This is a genomic window from Kitasatospora sp. NPDC053308 (genome assembly GCF_055585785.1).
In genome coordinates this window covers 188,324-202,589 of record NZ_JBVJJY010000013.1, presented here as the reverse complement: position 1 = coordinate 202,589, position 14,266 = coordinate 188,324, and the positions used below count along the sequence as shown (strand labels likewise).

The window sequence follows — 14,266 nt, the reverse complement described above, 5'->3', positions numbered from 1 at the left end:
CAGCTGCCCCGGAGCGCCGACTGATCGCTGCTCGCACATCTGGAAGAAGGCAAACGGGGCGGCGCCGACAACCCGTCATCACTCCTGGGACGACGCACCCCCGGAATCCCTGGAGCCGCTGTGAAAACCGATGGATCGTCCGCCGCGCGCGCGGCACAATCCCGGGGAGCCGCAGCGAGGGAGCTTGTTTGGACGTGTTCGCGTGTGCCGGGTGCTGCACCGAGCTGACGGTGCCGGTGTCCCGGGTCGCTCTGCCTGTCCACACCCGCCACGGTGCCTGGGAGGAACTCCACCCGCCGCTGATGGAGCCGGGGACGTACGCCGTCGACCCGCAGCCCACCGGTCCGCCCTGGCGGCTGTGGCAGGAGGTCGGAGAGGAGGCAGCTGCCCGGCAGGGGGTGTATGCGCCGGTGTACGCCGTCTCCTTCGGCGCGCGAGAACGGATCGTCATCGCGCCCGGTGACTCCCGGTCGATGACCCTGATCCTGGAGAAGTGCGAGGGCTACTGCCGCGGAGTGGATGGCCGGGCCGGGCCCAATCTGGCCTGTACGGGGTGCGGACGGGCCGTGGCGACGCGGATTGACGACTGCGGCTCGTGGCAGACGGTGTGGCTGGAGCCCGACGAGGTCGTCCGTCGTCCCTCGGGGCTCCCGGACGACCCGCTGCCCGACTGGGCAGACCTGGAACGTGCCGAACACCGCGTCCCGCCCGTCGAACTCGACGGATCGTGGAGTCGTCGTTGGGAGGCCGCGATCGGCGTCGCGCTGGCCCACCTGGTGGCAGCCACCGAGAACCACCCGGTGACCCTCCCGGCGGGCCCCGTCGCCGAGCTGCTCGGCCACGCCGTCGCCCGCTACCTCCCGTCCGGGTCCGACTCCCGCTCGGTGGGATTGGCCGGCCCGGGCATCCCCGAGCCCCAGCCTCGCCCCGACGTCCTCCTCGTCCCCCGCCACCCCAGGACGGGCGAGCCGTGGCGCCCATCCGACCGAGAGGCGACGGTAGTGCCCCTGGACAGCGGGGTCTGGGCGTATCTCACCAGCCCCGGGGAGGAGACCTCGCCGACGCCCGCCACCGGGGTACTCCCGGCGGGTGTCCTGCGCGACGACTACCCACTGCCATCGCGCCCCTGGTACCCCCTCCAACCCCACGACGGCGCCTTCAGGGACACCCTGGTCAGGCTGCCCGCGATCCGCAGCCCCCGGCTGCGCTGGTATCACGACGCCGCGTACCGATCGTGATAGCGCACGGGGTCGTAGGGGCCGGGTCGATCCGTCCAGCCTCCTGACTGCCCGACACTCTCACCTCGGGCTGGCCGAACCGGCGGGACGACGGCGGAAATGACACGCCCCCAGGACATCCGCTCGCCGTTAGGCTGCGGACATGATCAAGGCTGTGGTGTTCGACGTCGGGGAGTGCCTGGTCGACGAGACCAGGGAGTACGGGACCTGGGCCGACTGGTTGGAGGTGCCGAGGCACACCTTCGTCGCCCAGTTCGGGGCGGTGATCGCGGAGGGCAGGGACTACCGGGAGACGTTTCAGGTGTTCCGCCCGGGCTTCGACCTGTACGAGGAGCGGGAGAAGCGCGCGGCTGCCGGCGATCCGGAGACCTTCGGGGAGGACGACCTGTACCCCGACGTCCGGCCCGCTCTCGCCCGGCTCCGCGCGGACGGCCTGTGGCTGGCCATCGCCGGCAACCAGACCGTGCGTGCCGGCCGGATCCTGCGTGACCTGTTCACCGCCGACGTCGATCTGATCGGGACTTCGGACGACTGGGGTGCCAGCAAGCCCGACCTCGCCTTCTTCGAGCGCGTCGCCGAGGTCGTGCCCGCCGATCCCGGCGAGATCCTGTACGTCGGCGACCGGCTCGACAATGACGTGCTTCCGGCCGCCCGCGCGGGGATGCGTACGGCGCTGATCCGGCGCGGGCCGTGGGGCTGGATCCAGCAGCACGACCCGGCCGCCGAGCGGGCGACGTTCCGGATCGACTCGCTCTTGGAACTGCCGGAGCTGATCGCGAAGGCTAACGCTGCAGGGAGCTGAGCGTCGCCGACCAGGAGTACAGACGGTCGTCCACGCGCTGGACGGTCGCCGAGTCCTGCCATGCGACGAGCGCCCGCCGAGCCTCCCGGACCCGCTCCATGCCGGTGGCGTACCAGGTGACGGCCAGCTGGTCGAGTGCCCGCTCCAGCAGCGCGCACGCCTGCTCCGGTCGTCGGGCCGCGGCCTCGACGGCGGCCAGATCCGCCAGCACGACCGCGCGCTGTTTGCCGTCGGTGTCCGGGAGGTCGGCGAGCGTCTGCTCCAGCGTGGTGCGGGCCTGGGGGATCAGCCCGGCCAGCAGCTCCGTGTTGCCGCGGAACGCGTGGAGGCGGGTCGCGGAGAACCACGTGAACCAGTCCGGCGGCAACACGTCGCCGCCGGTGCTCAGGACGTCTTCGGCATGCCTCAACAGGGCGAGCGCGCCGCGGTGGTCGCCGCACCGGGTGAGGCACTCGGCTTCGACGGCGTCGAGCCACGCCAGCATCTCGGCGGAGGCGGAGACCCGGCGGGTGTAGGTCCGTGCCGCCTGCAGGCGCTCGCGTGCGCGGTCGATGCGACCGTCCCATCCGGGGACGAAGGCGCTGTGGGCGAGGATCGCGGCCCCGAGCAGGTGGTCGTCCGCCTCGCCTGCCGCCTGGAGCGCGCGGACGAACGTGGCGTCAGCGGCTTCCGACTGCCGCAGGTCGAAGAACTCGATCCTGCCGAGCAGCAGGAGCGATTCCGCGAGAGCCGAGGCCAGCACGCCGCGGGCCACACCGTCGGTCTCGCCGAGCAGCACCCGGCCGAGTTCGGTGTGGGCGGCCACCGCCGGGTGTAGAGCGGCCGGGGCGGCCGAGAGGTACAGCCGCCGGTGGGCCCCGGTGACCACGGCGAAGTCGGCGCCGACGCTTGCGGGTTGTGTGCCACTGGGCCCGTACGGCCGAGGCAGTGAGCCCCGGAGGGCGGGCGGAGCGGGTGACCGGACGGGTGCGGCCGACGGCTGAGGTACGGAAGCGTGGGCGGCGCGGTTCCACGGGGCGCGGAACCCGAGCTCCTCGATCGGTCGGTGCAGGACGTGGGTGAGGAGGCGCTGGTACTCCTCGCTGGGCCAGGGCGGAGTGTCGGACTCCCAGCGTCTGACCTGCCGGGTGCTGACCACGATGCCGCCGAGCCCGAGCTGCCGGGCGGCGCGGGTGAGGGCGTCGGCGAGTGCCTGCTGGCTGGCATGGCCGGCCGCCTGGCGGGCCGCCTTGAGCGCGGTGTTGGGCACAGAGTCCTCCGGACGAGCCGATGTCGGGTCAACACTACGGCGCCTGAGGACGTTTCGGGGACCCCTTTGCCATAGATCTGACTGTCGAGTCCGCTAGGCGTCCTCTCGATGTCCTCTGGAAGGCCTTCAGGACGTCCGGCTTCAGGGGAACGATTACCCCTGTCACCGATCGGTGACCTCAGGCGACTGAGAGTGAGGAGGCGTACGTGCCCAAGACAATGTCCCCGCCGCCGACGCACGCCCAGCTGCAGGGCGAGGCCTGCATCCGCTGCGGCGCCACCAACGGCGAAATGAAGCCCGCCGGCCACGTCTACACGCCGACCGGCGAGGGCTCCGCCCCACTCGGCTGGCCCGTTGTGGCCTGCGCAGACGGCTGTCGCCGGGAGGGAGGGCGATGAGTACCGGCGACCGGCTCACGGCGCAGCGGCTTGCGATCACCCCGGTGCAGCTCAGGCCGACCCACGGGCCCCACCGGGAGATCCGGGTGACCCCTGAGCAGTGGCATGGCGAGGCCTGCGTGATCGGCACGCGGTGCACCGGGGATCCGGTGTTCATCGGGGACATGTACGACCTGTCCGCCACCCCCGGCAGCCTGGCGTACAGCCGCGCCGCCTACGCCCACCCCGGCTGCGCGCGCCCCCTCGAGACCTGGCGGCGGCCCACACACAGCCGATGCCGGCCGACTACCCCGCAGGACGACCGGTGATCGCCGGCGGCGGGACACCGGCCGGGGACGGAGTCGAACTGGGACGCTGCCGGTACTGCGGCGCGTGGGTGCGGGGCCGGTGGATCGAGGACCTCACCGCACACACCTCCATCGTCGAACACTGCCCCGAACCGGAGCGCGGGCCGACCGAGGCCGACGCGGACGGCTGCGAAGCCTGAAGGTCCGGCCCCGGCACCTCGTTCGCGTCCTCCCCGCACCCGCGGGGGTCAGCCGTACGCCGTGGGTTTCTCGGAAAAGCCGTGCGCGTCCTCCCCGCACCCGCGGGGGTAACCCAGCCGCTACATGTGGCGGACAGTCCCCCGTACGGAGGCTGCTACTTGACGGCTTTCGAGAGCGGAGTTGCCAGCTGCATGAGGCGCGGCAGGCGGCCCAGAATGTCGTCGCCGCTGAGGAACAGGACGCGGTCGCCGATCCGGGTCACGAGGATCTCTTCGCTGTGGTACGGGCCCTGGGGCACCTTCTTCATGTCGAGGGCCTCGTCGCCGAGGCCCGGCACGGGCTGCTGGGTGACGGTCAGCGGGACCGGTTTGCCGTCGATCCCCTTCCCCGTGAAGGACTTGCAGCGCTCCGCGTAGGCTCGGATCTCGCCGAGTAGCTTGGCCGCGTCGCCGGCGTGGTAGGCGGCCAGGTAGACCTGGGCCATGTTCTCGCCGTCGTAGACCTCTTTCATCGCGCCCGACGCCTTGAGGTCCTGGGAGAGGATCGTTCCGCTGAGGCGCATCTGGGTGCACGGCTCTTGTGGCAGCGTCGGTGCGACCGGATCGTCCACGATGGAGGTGCCGGTGTCGGTCTCGTTTCCGTTGCCCTTGATCGTCCACCCGGCGGGGAGGGTGGCGGTGGTCGGCAGCAGGGCGCGAAGGGCCGGTCCGGTGGGGATCGGAGGGCCGGTCGGTGTGCTGCTGGGAGAGCCGAACGCCGGGCTTCCCGAGGTCCGGAGCGTCGGCGTGGCGGTGGGGGCGGCGCCCGGGGTCGTGGTGCTGTCGTGCGGGGTGATGACCGGCTTGGCGGGGGTGGGCCCGGGCTCGGGGGAACATCCGGTGACGACGACGGCGGCCAGCACGGCCGAACCGGCCATGAGGGGCAGTCGGCTGACGGCTCGGGCGGTGGGCACGGGGACCTCCATGGGAATCGTCGGGTGGGGCGGCCATAACGGTCGCCGGAGTCCGGGGTACGGCCGCGGCACGTCTGCGGCTCGCTGCCGTGGTTCTCCGTGTGCCGCTTGGGGACTCGACGTCGGCCGGCCACGCTTTCGCGTACGACCTCCGTCGTGCTCTGAATCGTGTCCGATCCACCTGGGCGGTGACTTGAGTACCCGTACTCAAGTGGCATCCGTCGCAGTACCCGATGCGTTGAGCCTGTCGGATCGCTCCGCTGCGGCGGATCGACGGCGCCCACCACCGGCCGCCCGTCGCGGCGGCTGCCAGAAAACCGGGGCCGAGGCCGGGCGGGCTCGAAAGCACCGGACTTCGCTTGCGAGGTCGTTCTGTGAGAAGCCGAGCGTGTCGGCGGGTGCGCGTCTGGCGGTTCGGAGGGATCGTGGTGGTCGTGCAGCGGTTACCGGGGATGGTGGGTCTGATGCGTCGTGTGGTCGTGCTGGCGTGGGGTCTGCCCCTGGTCGCGCTGGCGGTGGGATGTTCGAACGGGCAGTCGGTCGTCACCTCGCCGCAGAGTGGTCCGGTGACGTCGGCACCGTTCGGGACAGCGTCGACGCCACCAGGGCAGGCGACGCCGTCGACGCCTGCCGTCGCCACTGCGGTAGCTGCTTCCGTCGGGAGCACTCTCACGCTCCCCGGTCAGAAGCCGGAGGAGAGCGAAGAGGTCACGGTCGTCAAGGTCGTCGACCCCGCACGGGCGAAGGAGACGTTCGAGTCGCCCGCGGCCGGCACGCGGTTGGTCGCCGTCCAGTTCCGGCTCCACAACACCGGAACGGCGGTCTACAAGGACAGCCCCAGCAACGGCGCGCGGCTCGTCGACAGTGAGGGACAGCAGTTCACCGCCAGCGTCGCGACTGAGACATCCGCCGGCCCCGGGTTTCCCGGCAGCGTCACCGTGCCGCCCGGCGATACGGCCCTCGGCTACATCACGTTCGCCGTTCCGGCCTCGTCGACAATCGCGAAGATCCAGTTCACCTTGGACAGCGGGTTCGCTCCCAGCACCGGTCAGTGGACCGTCTCCTGAGCCCGGAGCGACACCGGCCATCCTTCGTCACGCGTACCGCTGCGCCGGTGAACCGGTCCTGAAGAGCTCTCGGGACAGGGCGGGTGGCTTTATACGTGAGTTGTGGTTCTGGCTCAACTTCCGTGGCCTGCATACCGTGAGTGACGGTTCGGCGGTGTTATCGACGTTGGGAAGTTGCCTGAAAATCGCCAGCGGCTGAGCCGCAGTGGCTGACAGTGCGGAACCGTGGACGATCTGGTGCCCCACTTGGAGGGGCTGCTGTTTCCGTCGGTCGCGGGTGTCGCGGTGCTGTCGGTCGACGTGGACGTCGAGTCGGTGAACCTGAGGGTTCAGTCTTCGGCGGCGGGTTACAGCTGCCCGGGGTGCGGGGGCTGGTCGACCCGGGTGCACAGCTGCTACCTGCGGTTTCCCGTCGACGGGCCGGTCGGGGGGAGACGGGTGCGGTTGAGCCTGCGGGTACGGCGCTTCGTGTGTGGGAACTCGTCATGCGGGCGGCGGACCTTCGCCGAGCAGATCGCGGGGCTGACCCGGCGCCACGGCCGATGGACCGAGCGACTGCGGTCGACGCTCGCCGCGGTCGGCCTGGCGATGGCCGGGCGGGCCGGCGCCCGCCTGGCCGAGGTGTTCGGGGTGTCGGTGAGCCGGAGCACGGTGCTGCGGATGGTCGAGGAGCTTCCCGATCCGGAGCCTCCGTGCCCGCGGGTGGTGGGCGTCGACGAGTACGCGACGCGCAAGGGCCGTGCCTACGGGACAGTGCTGGTTGACGCCGAGACCCGTCGGCCGGTGGACCTGCTGCCCGACCGGGAGGCATCGAGTCTGGCGGCCTGGCTGGCCGAGCGGCCGGGCATCGAGGTCGTCTGCCGTGACCGCGCCCCGTTCTTCGCCGAGGGTGCCACCGTCGGAGCGCCCCAAGCCGTGCAGGTCGCGGACCGCTGGCACCTGTGGCACAACCTCAGCGAGGCGGCTGAGCGAGCCGTCGCCCGCCACCGCCAGTGTCTCCGCACGGTAACTTCAGCTCCGAGTCCGAACGTTACCGCCGAACCCGTTCTCCAGGAGGAGAACGCCGACCAGCCCTGGCCGACGGGCTTCCGGTTCGCAGACCGCACTCGGGCCCGGCACGCCGCGGTGCACGCCCTGCTGGCGGCGGGGCACAGCCGGCGCGCCGTCCAACGGCAGCTCGGCATGACCTACCGCACGGTCAAGGTTCTGGCCGACGCCGTGACTCCAGAGGTTCTCTTTCAAGGCCAGTGGCAGAATCGTCCGTCCGTCCTCGACGACTACAAGCCGTACCTCGACGACCGCTGGAGCGAGGGCTGCACCAACGCCTGGAAGCTCTGGGAAGAGATCGTCCCGCTCGGCTACAAGGGCAGCTACCAGCGCGTCCGGGCCTACATCCGGCTCAAACGCACCTCGCCGCAGCCGGTTACCGCACCGACGCCATCGCCCCGCACCGTCGCCAGCTGGATTCTCCGGCGCCCCACGGCGCTGTCCGAGGCCGAGCAGCTCCAGCTCAAGACCATCCTGGCCCACTGCCCCGAGCTCGACGCCCTGACCCGGCACGTCCGCTCCTTCGCCGTCATGCTGACGGAACGCCAAGGAGAGCGGCTTCCGGAGTGGCTCGACGCGGTCCGCCAGGACGACCTGCCAAGCCTCCACACCCTCGCCGCCGGCATCGACCGCGACCGGGACGCCGTCATCGCAGGACTCACCCTCCCCTGGAACTCCGGCGTCGTCGAAGGCCACGTCAACCGGATCAAGATGCTCAAGCGCCAGATGTTCGGCCGTGCAGGCTTCGCGCTTCTCCGCAAGAGGGTGCTGCTGGCGTAACGCGTGAAGGTAGTCGAGGCCGGGATCCAGCGGGGCCTACTCAGGACGCCGATCGCGCGCCACGCGTGCGGCTACCGCCTGCACCGCCTCATACTCCCGCTGGTTCGGTCCACGATCGGACCTCGGGCGCCCCGGCGGCGCCTGTTGAAGCGACCTGGTGAGTCTTCCACATCCGGACCGGCGGAGACCAGGCCGATCCCCGTACACCACCGCCCCTCTCGGGGTGACTGACTGTCACCACGTCACGGAAGTTGAGCCAGAACCTGAGTTGTGACAGCACCTGGTCGGGAGGTCAGCCCACGAGCACCCGCCGCACGTGCTCAAGACGCGCACGGTGATCCTCGATCCAGCCGGCCGGCGGCGCGAGAGGAAGGCTGACCGTCACCTGTGACGACGGACCGTCATGGATCGACACTCCGATTACACCAGACCGCAACGGCTTGATCCCGAGCTGGACCGACCTGCCGGAGTTCAGCCACGAGACCAACCGATCACCAGCGAGCTTGTCGAGGGCTTCCTCCCACGCGTCGAGGTCATCGGACGTGATGCCGACAGGGAAGCTGCCGCTGATGGTCTCGGTCTCCACAACGAACTCGCAGTCGAGGAAGTCGCTGCCCGGGACCCGCTCCAGCACCCGGAGAGAGACCACGTGGCCGCTCGTTCCCGGCGGATCAGCGAGGTGAATCAGGTCGCCAAGGTCGTCATCCATCGCAGTCCTCTCGTCGGCCTCGAATAAGGGGCATCATTCCGGAGGCCACCGACACACGTGCCTCCGGCCGGGGTGCTGTCAGGTCTGGCCGATATTCCGCAGCCTGTTGATCACCACCTGCTGCCCAAACTCACCGACAAAAGCTGCCAGCTCTCACCTACTCAGCCAGGCGGGTGTCGCCGCCGGAGCCGCGACGTCAAGACGGGGCCGCAGAGCGCCCACGGGGTGCCGCCTTCGGGGCGGTGGCGCCCGCCTGGCACGTTACCGACCGCATGCGGCACGTGGGCGGATGAGACCGGTCCACCGCCCGCTCGGGGGTTCGGACGGGGACCGGTCCTCCCCAGTGTGCGCGGGAGGTTACGGCGGGGCCGCCGGGGCTGGTCCAGGAGTGTTGCGCGGAAGCACACCGGGCTTCGGCATGTCACGGCCACTGCACACGACGGATCGTGTGTTCGTACAGGACCGATGATCACACCCGGACGGAACCCTGGCCGCAACCGATCGCGGGGCACGGCGGCCCCGGAGGCGGGTGCAGGTCGCCGCGCCCTCGGGGGTTCGGCGATAGCGTGCTCCGGGTCAGGCCGGTGGCGTCCCGTTAGGCCAGACGCAGGGGGAGCTGACCCGGATGGAGAGGTCGTGGCTGGAGTCGGAGATCCCGTCCAGGGTGGCGAGGAAGTTGTCCTTGGGGTTCATCATTCTGATCCAGTCAGGGCGTGATCCGGCGGCGTCCTTGTCCGGTTCGAAACCTTGGCTGGTCAGGAAGTCGCGGAAGGCCTTTACGGCCTCGGCCTTGGGCGCGGCAGGGACGTCACCGTAGTCGTATTCTCTCTTGCTCTGTGTTCTCCCGTGCGGGCCGACGTCGTTGGCGTCGCATTCCAGGTCGCGGAAATCACCCGAGCTCTTCACAGGTTTGACCGGTAGCTTTGCCTGAATGTCCGTGAGGTAGGCGTCTATCTGCTTCTTGGCCTGGTCCAAGGTGATGGTGGGCTTCGAGCGCTCACTCAGGGTCGCTGCTCCGCAGGCGTTCAGGGCCAGCATGGCGATCAGCATCGTGGCGGTGGCAGTGATTCGTTTGAGCCGAAGGGGTCCGGCTCGTTCGGGACCGGTGCGGCCGGGTTCCGCATCGTCGAGTGAATGTCCCTTCTCGACCTGGCGGTAGTAGGTGGCCGTCGTGGCGAGCTTGGCGCCGACATCTCCCATGTCACCGGCGAGCTTGTCCAGCAGCGTCTTCCAGTTGGTACCGCAGTCGCGTACCGCGGCGGCCGTGAGCCAGCCCTGCAGGGTGCCGGCGGCCTGGTTGCACGGCTCCGAGAGCTTCGACGTCTCGCCCGGTATCAGGCCCCCTATGTGTTGGGCACTCTGCCCGCAACCGTCCAGCTGGGCCGGGCTGACCTTGAACTCCAAAGCCGCGTCAGGATCGGCCACGCTCGATTCCCCTCTGGTTCCGGACCCGGTGTCCCCCCGAGGTCCGCATTCATCTGACAAGTTGTCGCCGGATAGTAACTGATTGCTCGTTGCGGTGATCAGTGGTCGAAGCAACATGAACTAGCCGCGATCAAGCGATTAGCCCGCACTATCGGTGCCGCGCTGACAGTTCGAGGAAATCGGCTGTCAGCCACCGTAGGTGACTGGCCCGACCGGCACCTGAGTATCCGTACTCAAATGAGCGCCGACAGGGACACCGGGTTTGCTGGCAGGGTCCCGCCGACTGTCGGCTCGCGTGGGACCTGGAACCCGGCCCGGCTCGCCAGCCACCGGGCTCACCGTGCCGGGTGGGACGAAGGGGACGAGCCCCGGCCTGACGCAGGTGGGGCGGCCGCCTCGTCAGGGGGGTGAGCGGCGGTTCGGACCAGCCTCAACCTGCCCGGTTCGCCTGAAGCCCGGCCGTCAGTCGTGCCCCCTTCGCATGGGGAACCCCGACCACACGATCAGTCAGTCACGCGTGCTGTACTACGTGCCCATCCTTGTGCACGCCGTGCATCACCTCCGGAGCCTCTCGATGAGCGTCACCTGCCCCACGTGTGCCGCGGCGGACGAAACCGTCGCCGTGGGCAAAGCCCTGCTGGACTCCGACCGGCCTCTCGACCCCACGACGCGAGAGCTGCTGTCGATGCCGCCCGAACCCGGAGGTTCGACCGGGGCCGCGATCACCCTCCTCGTCCTGGCCGGCCTCTTCGGTCTGCTCGGGGTACGCGCCCTGTTCTCCGACGACGACGGCGGCAGCTCCGACGCCGCCTACCGGTTCGGCTACCACTACGGTCCGCTCCTGGTCGCCGTGGTCCTGCTGGGGATCGGACTCACCCTCCATACCGATCACCGAAGCCGTCGCACTGGTACGGCCGACCAATGGCCGCACACCTTCGAACAGTGGCAGCAGCTGCAACGGGTCTGGCGGGAGACCTGGCTGTGCCGACGCTGCCGCGTCGCCTTCCTACACGCCACCTCGCTACGCCCCGACTCCAGCCCTTCGCCTGCGGTACCCCTGCCGCAGTTCCCGCAGTGGGTGGTGACCGTCGCCAGCCAGAACGACCGCCCCGCCACCCCGCCGCCCCCGAACTGACCTGCGATAGTCCAGGCCCACCACGGATCCGACGTGACACGCCTTGGCCGTCGATCCTCCCCGCCTTCGCGAGGGGCGGCCGGCGACGTCGTTCTCGTCGGCGGCGTGCCACATTCGCTCTTCTTTCTCGCCGAGGTCGTCCACAGCGGCGGCGCGGCACGCTGCGCCGCCGGACTACCCGAGCCCCTTCCCGGCCCGGACGACCCGCTTTCCCCCGGGGCGGGCTGGCCGCCTCGGGGGCCTGACTCCCGACGCCCCGGCGTGGTCCCCCGTCAGTCGCGCTGACTACCCTGACGGCCATGGACTGGCTCGATCGGGTGGCGCGGCTGAGGCGTTGGACGAGCAACGGCGTCCGCGCCCCGCACAAGCCGTTGCTGCTGCTGTACGCCCTCGGCAGCTACCAGCGCGACGCCGACGCCGAACTGCGCTACAGCGCGGTGGAGGAGGAACTGAAGCGGCTGCTCGCCGAGTACGGACCGTCGAACCCGACGACGCCTGCCTACCCGTTCCACCACCTGGTCAGCGACGGCGTGTGGGAGGTCAGGACCGACCAGGGCCCGGGAAGCCCCGGCAGCGGCATCGGGCTCCTACGCTCCAGCGGAGCCACCGGTCGCCTCGCGCCCGGACTGCGGGCCGCGCTCGACCAGGAGCCGCCCCTGCTGGGCCGAATGGCCAGGGTGCTGCTGGACGCCCACTTCCCGGCGTCGCTGCACGCCGACCTCTGCGAAACCGTCGGCCTCGACCTGGAACGCGCCGAGACCGGCTCCGTCCACGGCGCCGGCACCGTCGCAGCCCGCAGACAGCGGGACCGGCGGATGCGGGACCTCATACTCACCGCCTACGAGTTCCAGTGCGCGTTCTGCGGCTACGACGGAGCCCTCGGCGCCAGTACCGTCGGGCTGGAGGCCGCGCACGTGCGCTGGTGGTCGCACGACGGACCCGACGAGGTCGACAACGGCCTATGCCTGTGCTCACTGCACCACAAGCTCTTCGACAAGGGCGTCCTCGGCGTGGGACAGGACCACCGCATCCTCGTCTCCCAACGCTTCATCGGCCGCAGCGAGGCCAGCCACCGGCACGTCCTCGCCCTCGCCGGCCGCCCCGTCATCGGCCCCCAGCCCGGCCTCCCAACGGTCGCCCCTCGGCACCGCGAGTGGCACGTCCGGCAGGTCTTCCACGGCGCACCCCGTCCCCCCGCAGACCAGGCGGACCCCAGGTGACGGCCACTGCTTCCGACGGACCGGAACCCGCTCAGCTGCGCCACTGGTGGGCTTGTCGAGCCCGCGCCGCAAGCACCCGGCAGAGTGTGGTCATCACGACCTCGAGGGTCCGGCCGCCCTGGGGCACCTGCACGGATACCCGGACACCTCTCAAACCCTATGAGACCTTTACTGCTTGGACGCATGAGAAGCTTGCACAGCAAGTCACCATCATTGCAAAGAAACAGCAAAGCCCCCGCATCACACCAGGTAGCGAAGGGTCCTCCCCGCATACGCGGGGGTCAGCCGGCGGAGACGACGGCCCGTCAGGCGGTGGCAGAGTCCTCCCCGCATACGCGGAGGTCAGCCGCCGCCCGCCACCCGAGGGCGGCCTCCACCCCGGTCCTCCCCGCATACGCGGGGGTCAGCCCCGGACGATGAAGTCCAGTTTGATCCATGTATCGTCCTCACCCGCGTACGCGGGGGTCAGGCGGCCCGAGGGGGCGAAGTCGGTGAAAGCGGTGTTCGTCAGCGGACTGCTGTCGGGGAAGCGTTCACCTGAAGATCGAGGTGTCGGGACGGCTGTTCGAGCATGCTCCTGTGATAGCCGCACCCGACCACCGTCCCGCTAGGAGACGCTCGGATCGCTGCGTTCGGCGTTCGTGCCCGAATGGCGGGAGCCGGCTCTGTGCCGAGAGGAGTTCGTGGCCTGGGGGCCGCGAACCACGCGTTTCCGCAGCCCTACCGGACCTCTTCACAATGGAATGGGGGAGCCGATATGGCGCTGACGTTGGATGAGGCCGTGGCGCAGCTCCGTCATCGGCTCTCGGCCAAGCGGCGGTCCGCTGCGGCACGGCTGTGTCGGCTCGGCGATCCCGCGGCGGGTCCGTCGTTGCTGGAGGCCCTTCGGCGGGAGGTTCAGGACTCCCGGACGTGGGAGACCCAGTATCAGATGGTCATGGCTCTGGGGATGTGCGGTCATCGGCCCGCGCTCGGGCTGCTCCGGGAGCTCGCCCGGCGTCCTTTCGAAGCGACCATGGTGTACGTCGCGCTCGGCGACGCCATCGTCCGGCTGAGCGGTCCCGAGGGCACCGCCGATTCTCTGCGGTGGTGCCTCGGCAGCGGCACGCCGATGCTCGCCGACGGGGCGCTGCGCGCGGTCGCGATGCAGCGGCTCCGGCTGGACGCGGCCACGGTCGACTACGTGCTCGACGTCCTCGGCCCGTTGGAGCCGCACGACGGCCTCCGGTTCTGGGCCGCTGCCGCGGCGGCGGGATGGTCGGGGCCTCGGGTCCGGGGGTTCCTTCGGGACTGCGCGGCCGGCCCCCGGGCCGACGTGGCCACCGCGGCCGCCTCGTCCCTGCGAGGCGAGTACCGAACCCATTCCCCCTGGTAGAGGCCCACGTCGGCCCATCGCCGGGGGAGGCGTCACCGCAAAGGTGTGACCCAGGGACGCTCTGCGACCTGGCAGTGGTAGCAACGCGCCACCGCGCCGTCGTGGTTGTACCACTCATGGGCTCCGCAGTCCTGGCTGCCCTTGTCGGCGAGCCCTCGCGCGACGAGGAACCAGGGCAGGTGCCTGCGCAGACGGGTACGCCACCGATATCGACCGGTCCGAGTCATTCCGCGAGGCTAACCCGATCCCGCTGACCCTGGAGATCATTTACCGGGCCGAGGGTCTGGGCCGAGCCGCTCGTGGGCCGGGCGAGATGTCGTGGGAGGCGTCCGTCATGTGCGTGACGGGACGGTGGGCGTCCGCGCGTCGACCTCGCGCCCG

Annotated in this window: 14 protein-coding genes and 1 CRISPR repeat array (1 of these 15 only partly in view); of the genes, 10 read left to right on the top strand and 4 right to left on the bottom strand. The window is 70.3% G+C overall.

Translation table 11 applies throughout. The features are described 5' to 3' along the window. Positions 1 to 3: direct repeats of the CRISPR family, unit length 29 nt (it extends 819 nt beyond the left edge of the window). A gap of 185 nt (positions 4 to 188) precedes the next feature. After that, positions 189 to 1,238 carry a hypothetical protein gene (locus tag ACZ6Y7_RS26530; protein WP_465760436.1) on the top strand — a complete coding sequence of 350 codons (1,050 nt, stop codon included), beginning with the start codon at positions 189 to 191 and terminating at the stop codon, positions 1,236 to 1,238. Positions 1,239 to 1,380: 142 nt separating this feature from the next. Next, positions 1,381 to 2,040, top strand: coding sequence for an HAD family hydrolase (locus ACZ6Y7_RS26525; protein ID WP_465760435.1), 660 nt, complete (start codon positions 1,381 to 1,383; stop codon positions 2,038 to 2,040). Here the strand turns inward: ACZ6Y7_RS26525 and ACZ6Y7_RS26520 are convergent. Further along, entirely contained in the window at positions 2,021 to 3,289 is a 1,269-nt protein-coding gene (locus ACZ6Y7_RS26520) for a transcriptional regulator (protein WP_465760434.1), read from the bottom strand. The genes ACZ6Y7_RS26525 and ACZ6Y7_RS26520 overlap by 20 nt on opposite strands. Before the next feature lie 206 nt (positions 3,290 to 3,495). On the opposite strand from ACZ6Y7_RS26520, the gene ACZ6Y7_RS26515 reads away from it, so the two are divergent. The 3 genes from ACZ6Y7_RS26515 to ACZ6Y7_RS26505 are packed head-to-tail and all read left to right on the top strand — an operon-like array spanning position 3,496 to position 4,174. Then, complete coding sequence (locus ACZ6Y7_RS26515) at positions 3,496 to 3,687, top strand: hypothetical protein (RefSeq protein WP_465760433.1); 192 nt, start codon at positions 3,496 to 3,498, stop codon at positions 3,685 to 3,687. Next, positions 3,684 to 3,995 carry a hypothetical protein gene (locus ACZ6Y7_RS26510; RefSeq protein WP_465760432.1) on the top strand — a complete coding sequence of 104 codons (312 nt, stop codon included), beginning with the start codon at positions 3,684 to 3,686 and terminating at the stop codon, positions 3,993 to 3,995. Before ACZ6Y7_RS26515 ends, ACZ6Y7_RS26510 begins: the two co-directional genes overlap by 4 nt. Then, positions 3,992 to 4,174: a hypothetical protein gene (locus ACZ6Y7_RS26505; protein ID WP_465760431.1), complete on the top strand. Its 183-nt coding sequence runs from the start codon at positions 3,992 to 3,994 to the stop codon at positions 4,172 to 4,174. Before ACZ6Y7_RS26510 ends, ACZ6Y7_RS26505 begins: the two co-directional genes overlap by 4 nt. Positions 4,175 to 4,329: 155 nt before the next feature. Here ACZ6Y7_RS26505 and ACZ6Y7_RS26500 read toward each other — a convergent pair whose 3' ends face one another. After that, complete coding sequence (locus ACZ6Y7_RS26500; RefSeq protein WP_465760430.1) at positions 4,330 to 5,127, bottom strand: hypothetical protein; 798 nt, start codon at positions 5,125 to 5,127, stop codon at positions 4,330 to 4,332. A 425-nt stretch (positions 5,128 to 5,552) separates the two neighbouring features. On the opposite strand from ACZ6Y7_RS26500, the gene ACZ6Y7_RS26495 reads away from it, so the two are divergent. Together ACZ6Y7_RS26495 and ACZ6Y7_RS26490 are read left to right on the top strand one after the other, a co-directional pair. Further along, the gene (locus tag ACZ6Y7_RS26495; protein WP_465760429.1) at positions 5,553 to 6,194 is read left to right on the top strand and encodes a DUF4352 domain-containing protein; all 642 of its coding nucleotides are present in this window, start codon (positions 5,553 to 5,555) and stop codon (positions 6,192 to 6,194) included. Between the two features lie 234 nt (positions 6,195 to 6,428). Next, positions 6,429 to 8,021, top strand: a complete 1,593-nt coding sequence (locus ACZ6Y7_RS26490) for an ISL3 family transposase (RefSeq protein WP_465760448.1) — start codon at positions 6,429 to 6,431, stop codon at positions 8,019 to 8,021. A 292-nt stretch (positions 8,022 to 8,313) separates the two neighbouring features. On the opposite strand, the gene ACZ6Y7_RS26485 is transcribed toward ACZ6Y7_RS26490, so the two are convergent. Both ACZ6Y7_RS26485 and ACZ6Y7_RS26480 read right to left on the bottom strand, forming a co-directional pair. Further along, positions 8,314 to 8,730, bottom strand: a complete 417-nt coding sequence (locus ACZ6Y7_RS26485; RefSeq protein ID WP_465760428.1) for a DUF5959 family protein — start codon at positions 8,728 to 8,730, stop codon at positions 8,314 to 8,316. A 576-nt stretch (positions 8,731 to 9,306) separates the two neighbouring features. Then, the gene (locus tag ACZ6Y7_RS26480; RefSeq protein WP_465760427.1) at positions 9,307 to 10,155 is read right to left on the bottom strand and encodes a hypothetical protein; all 849 of its coding nucleotides are present in this window, start codon (positions 10,153 to 10,155) and stop codon (positions 9,307 to 9,309) included. A gap of 574 nt (positions 10,156 to 10,729) precedes the next feature. On the opposite strand from ACZ6Y7_RS26480, the gene ACZ6Y7_RS26475 reads away from it, so the two are divergent. The 3 genes from ACZ6Y7_RS26475 (at position 10,730) to ACZ6Y7_RS26465 (ending at position 13,885) form a co-directional block, all read left to right on the top strand. Then, positions 10,730 to 11,290 carry a hypothetical protein gene (locus ACZ6Y7_RS26475; RefSeq protein ID WP_465760426.1) on the top strand — a complete coding sequence of 187 codons (561 nt, stop codon included), beginning with the start codon at positions 10,730 to 10,732 and terminating at the stop codon, positions 11,288 to 11,290. 299 nt (positions 11,291 to 11,589) lie between these two features. After that, positions 11,590 to 12,510 carry a phosphorothioated DNA-binding restriction endonuclease gene (locus ACZ6Y7_RS26470; protein ID WP_465760425.1) on the top strand — a complete coding sequence of 307 codons (921 nt, stop codon included), beginning with the start codon at positions 11,590 to 11,592 and terminating at the stop codon, positions 12,508 to 12,510. Between the two features lie 757 nt (positions 12,511 to 13,267). Continuing rightward, complete coding sequence (locus tag ACZ6Y7_RS26465; protein WP_465760424.1) at positions 13,268 to 13,885, top strand: HEAT repeat domain-containing protein; 618 nt, start codon at positions 13,268 to 13,270, stop codon at positions 13,883 to 13,885. Positions 13,886 to 14,266: the final 381 nt, after the last annotated feature.

Coding starts and splice junctions, on each gene's coding strand:
- ACZ6Y7_RS26510 (WP_465760432.1), top strand. CDS start 3,684: ATGAGTACCGGCGACCGGCTCACGGCGCAGCGGCTTGCGATCACCCCG.
- ACZ6Y7_RS26475 (WP_465760426.1), top strand. CDS start 10,730: ATGAGCGTCACCTGCCCCACGTGTGCCGCGGCGGACGAAACCGTCGCC.
- ACZ6Y7_RS26525 (WP_465760435.1), top strand. CDS start 1,381: ATGATCAAGGCTGTGGTGTTCGACGTCGGGGAGTGCCTGGTCGACGAG.
- ACZ6Y7_RS26465 (WP_465760424.1), top strand. CDS start 13,268: ATGGCGCTGACGTTGGATGAGGCCGTGGCGCAGCTCCGTCATCGGCTC.
- ACZ6Y7_RS26470 (WP_465760425.1), top strand. CDS start 11,590: ATGGACTGGCTCGATCGGGTGGCGCGGCTGAGGCGTTGGACGAGCAAC.
- ACZ6Y7_RS26485 (WP_465760428.1), bottom strand. CDS start 8,730: ATGGATGACGACCTTGGCGACCTGATTCACCTCGCTGATCCGCCGGGA.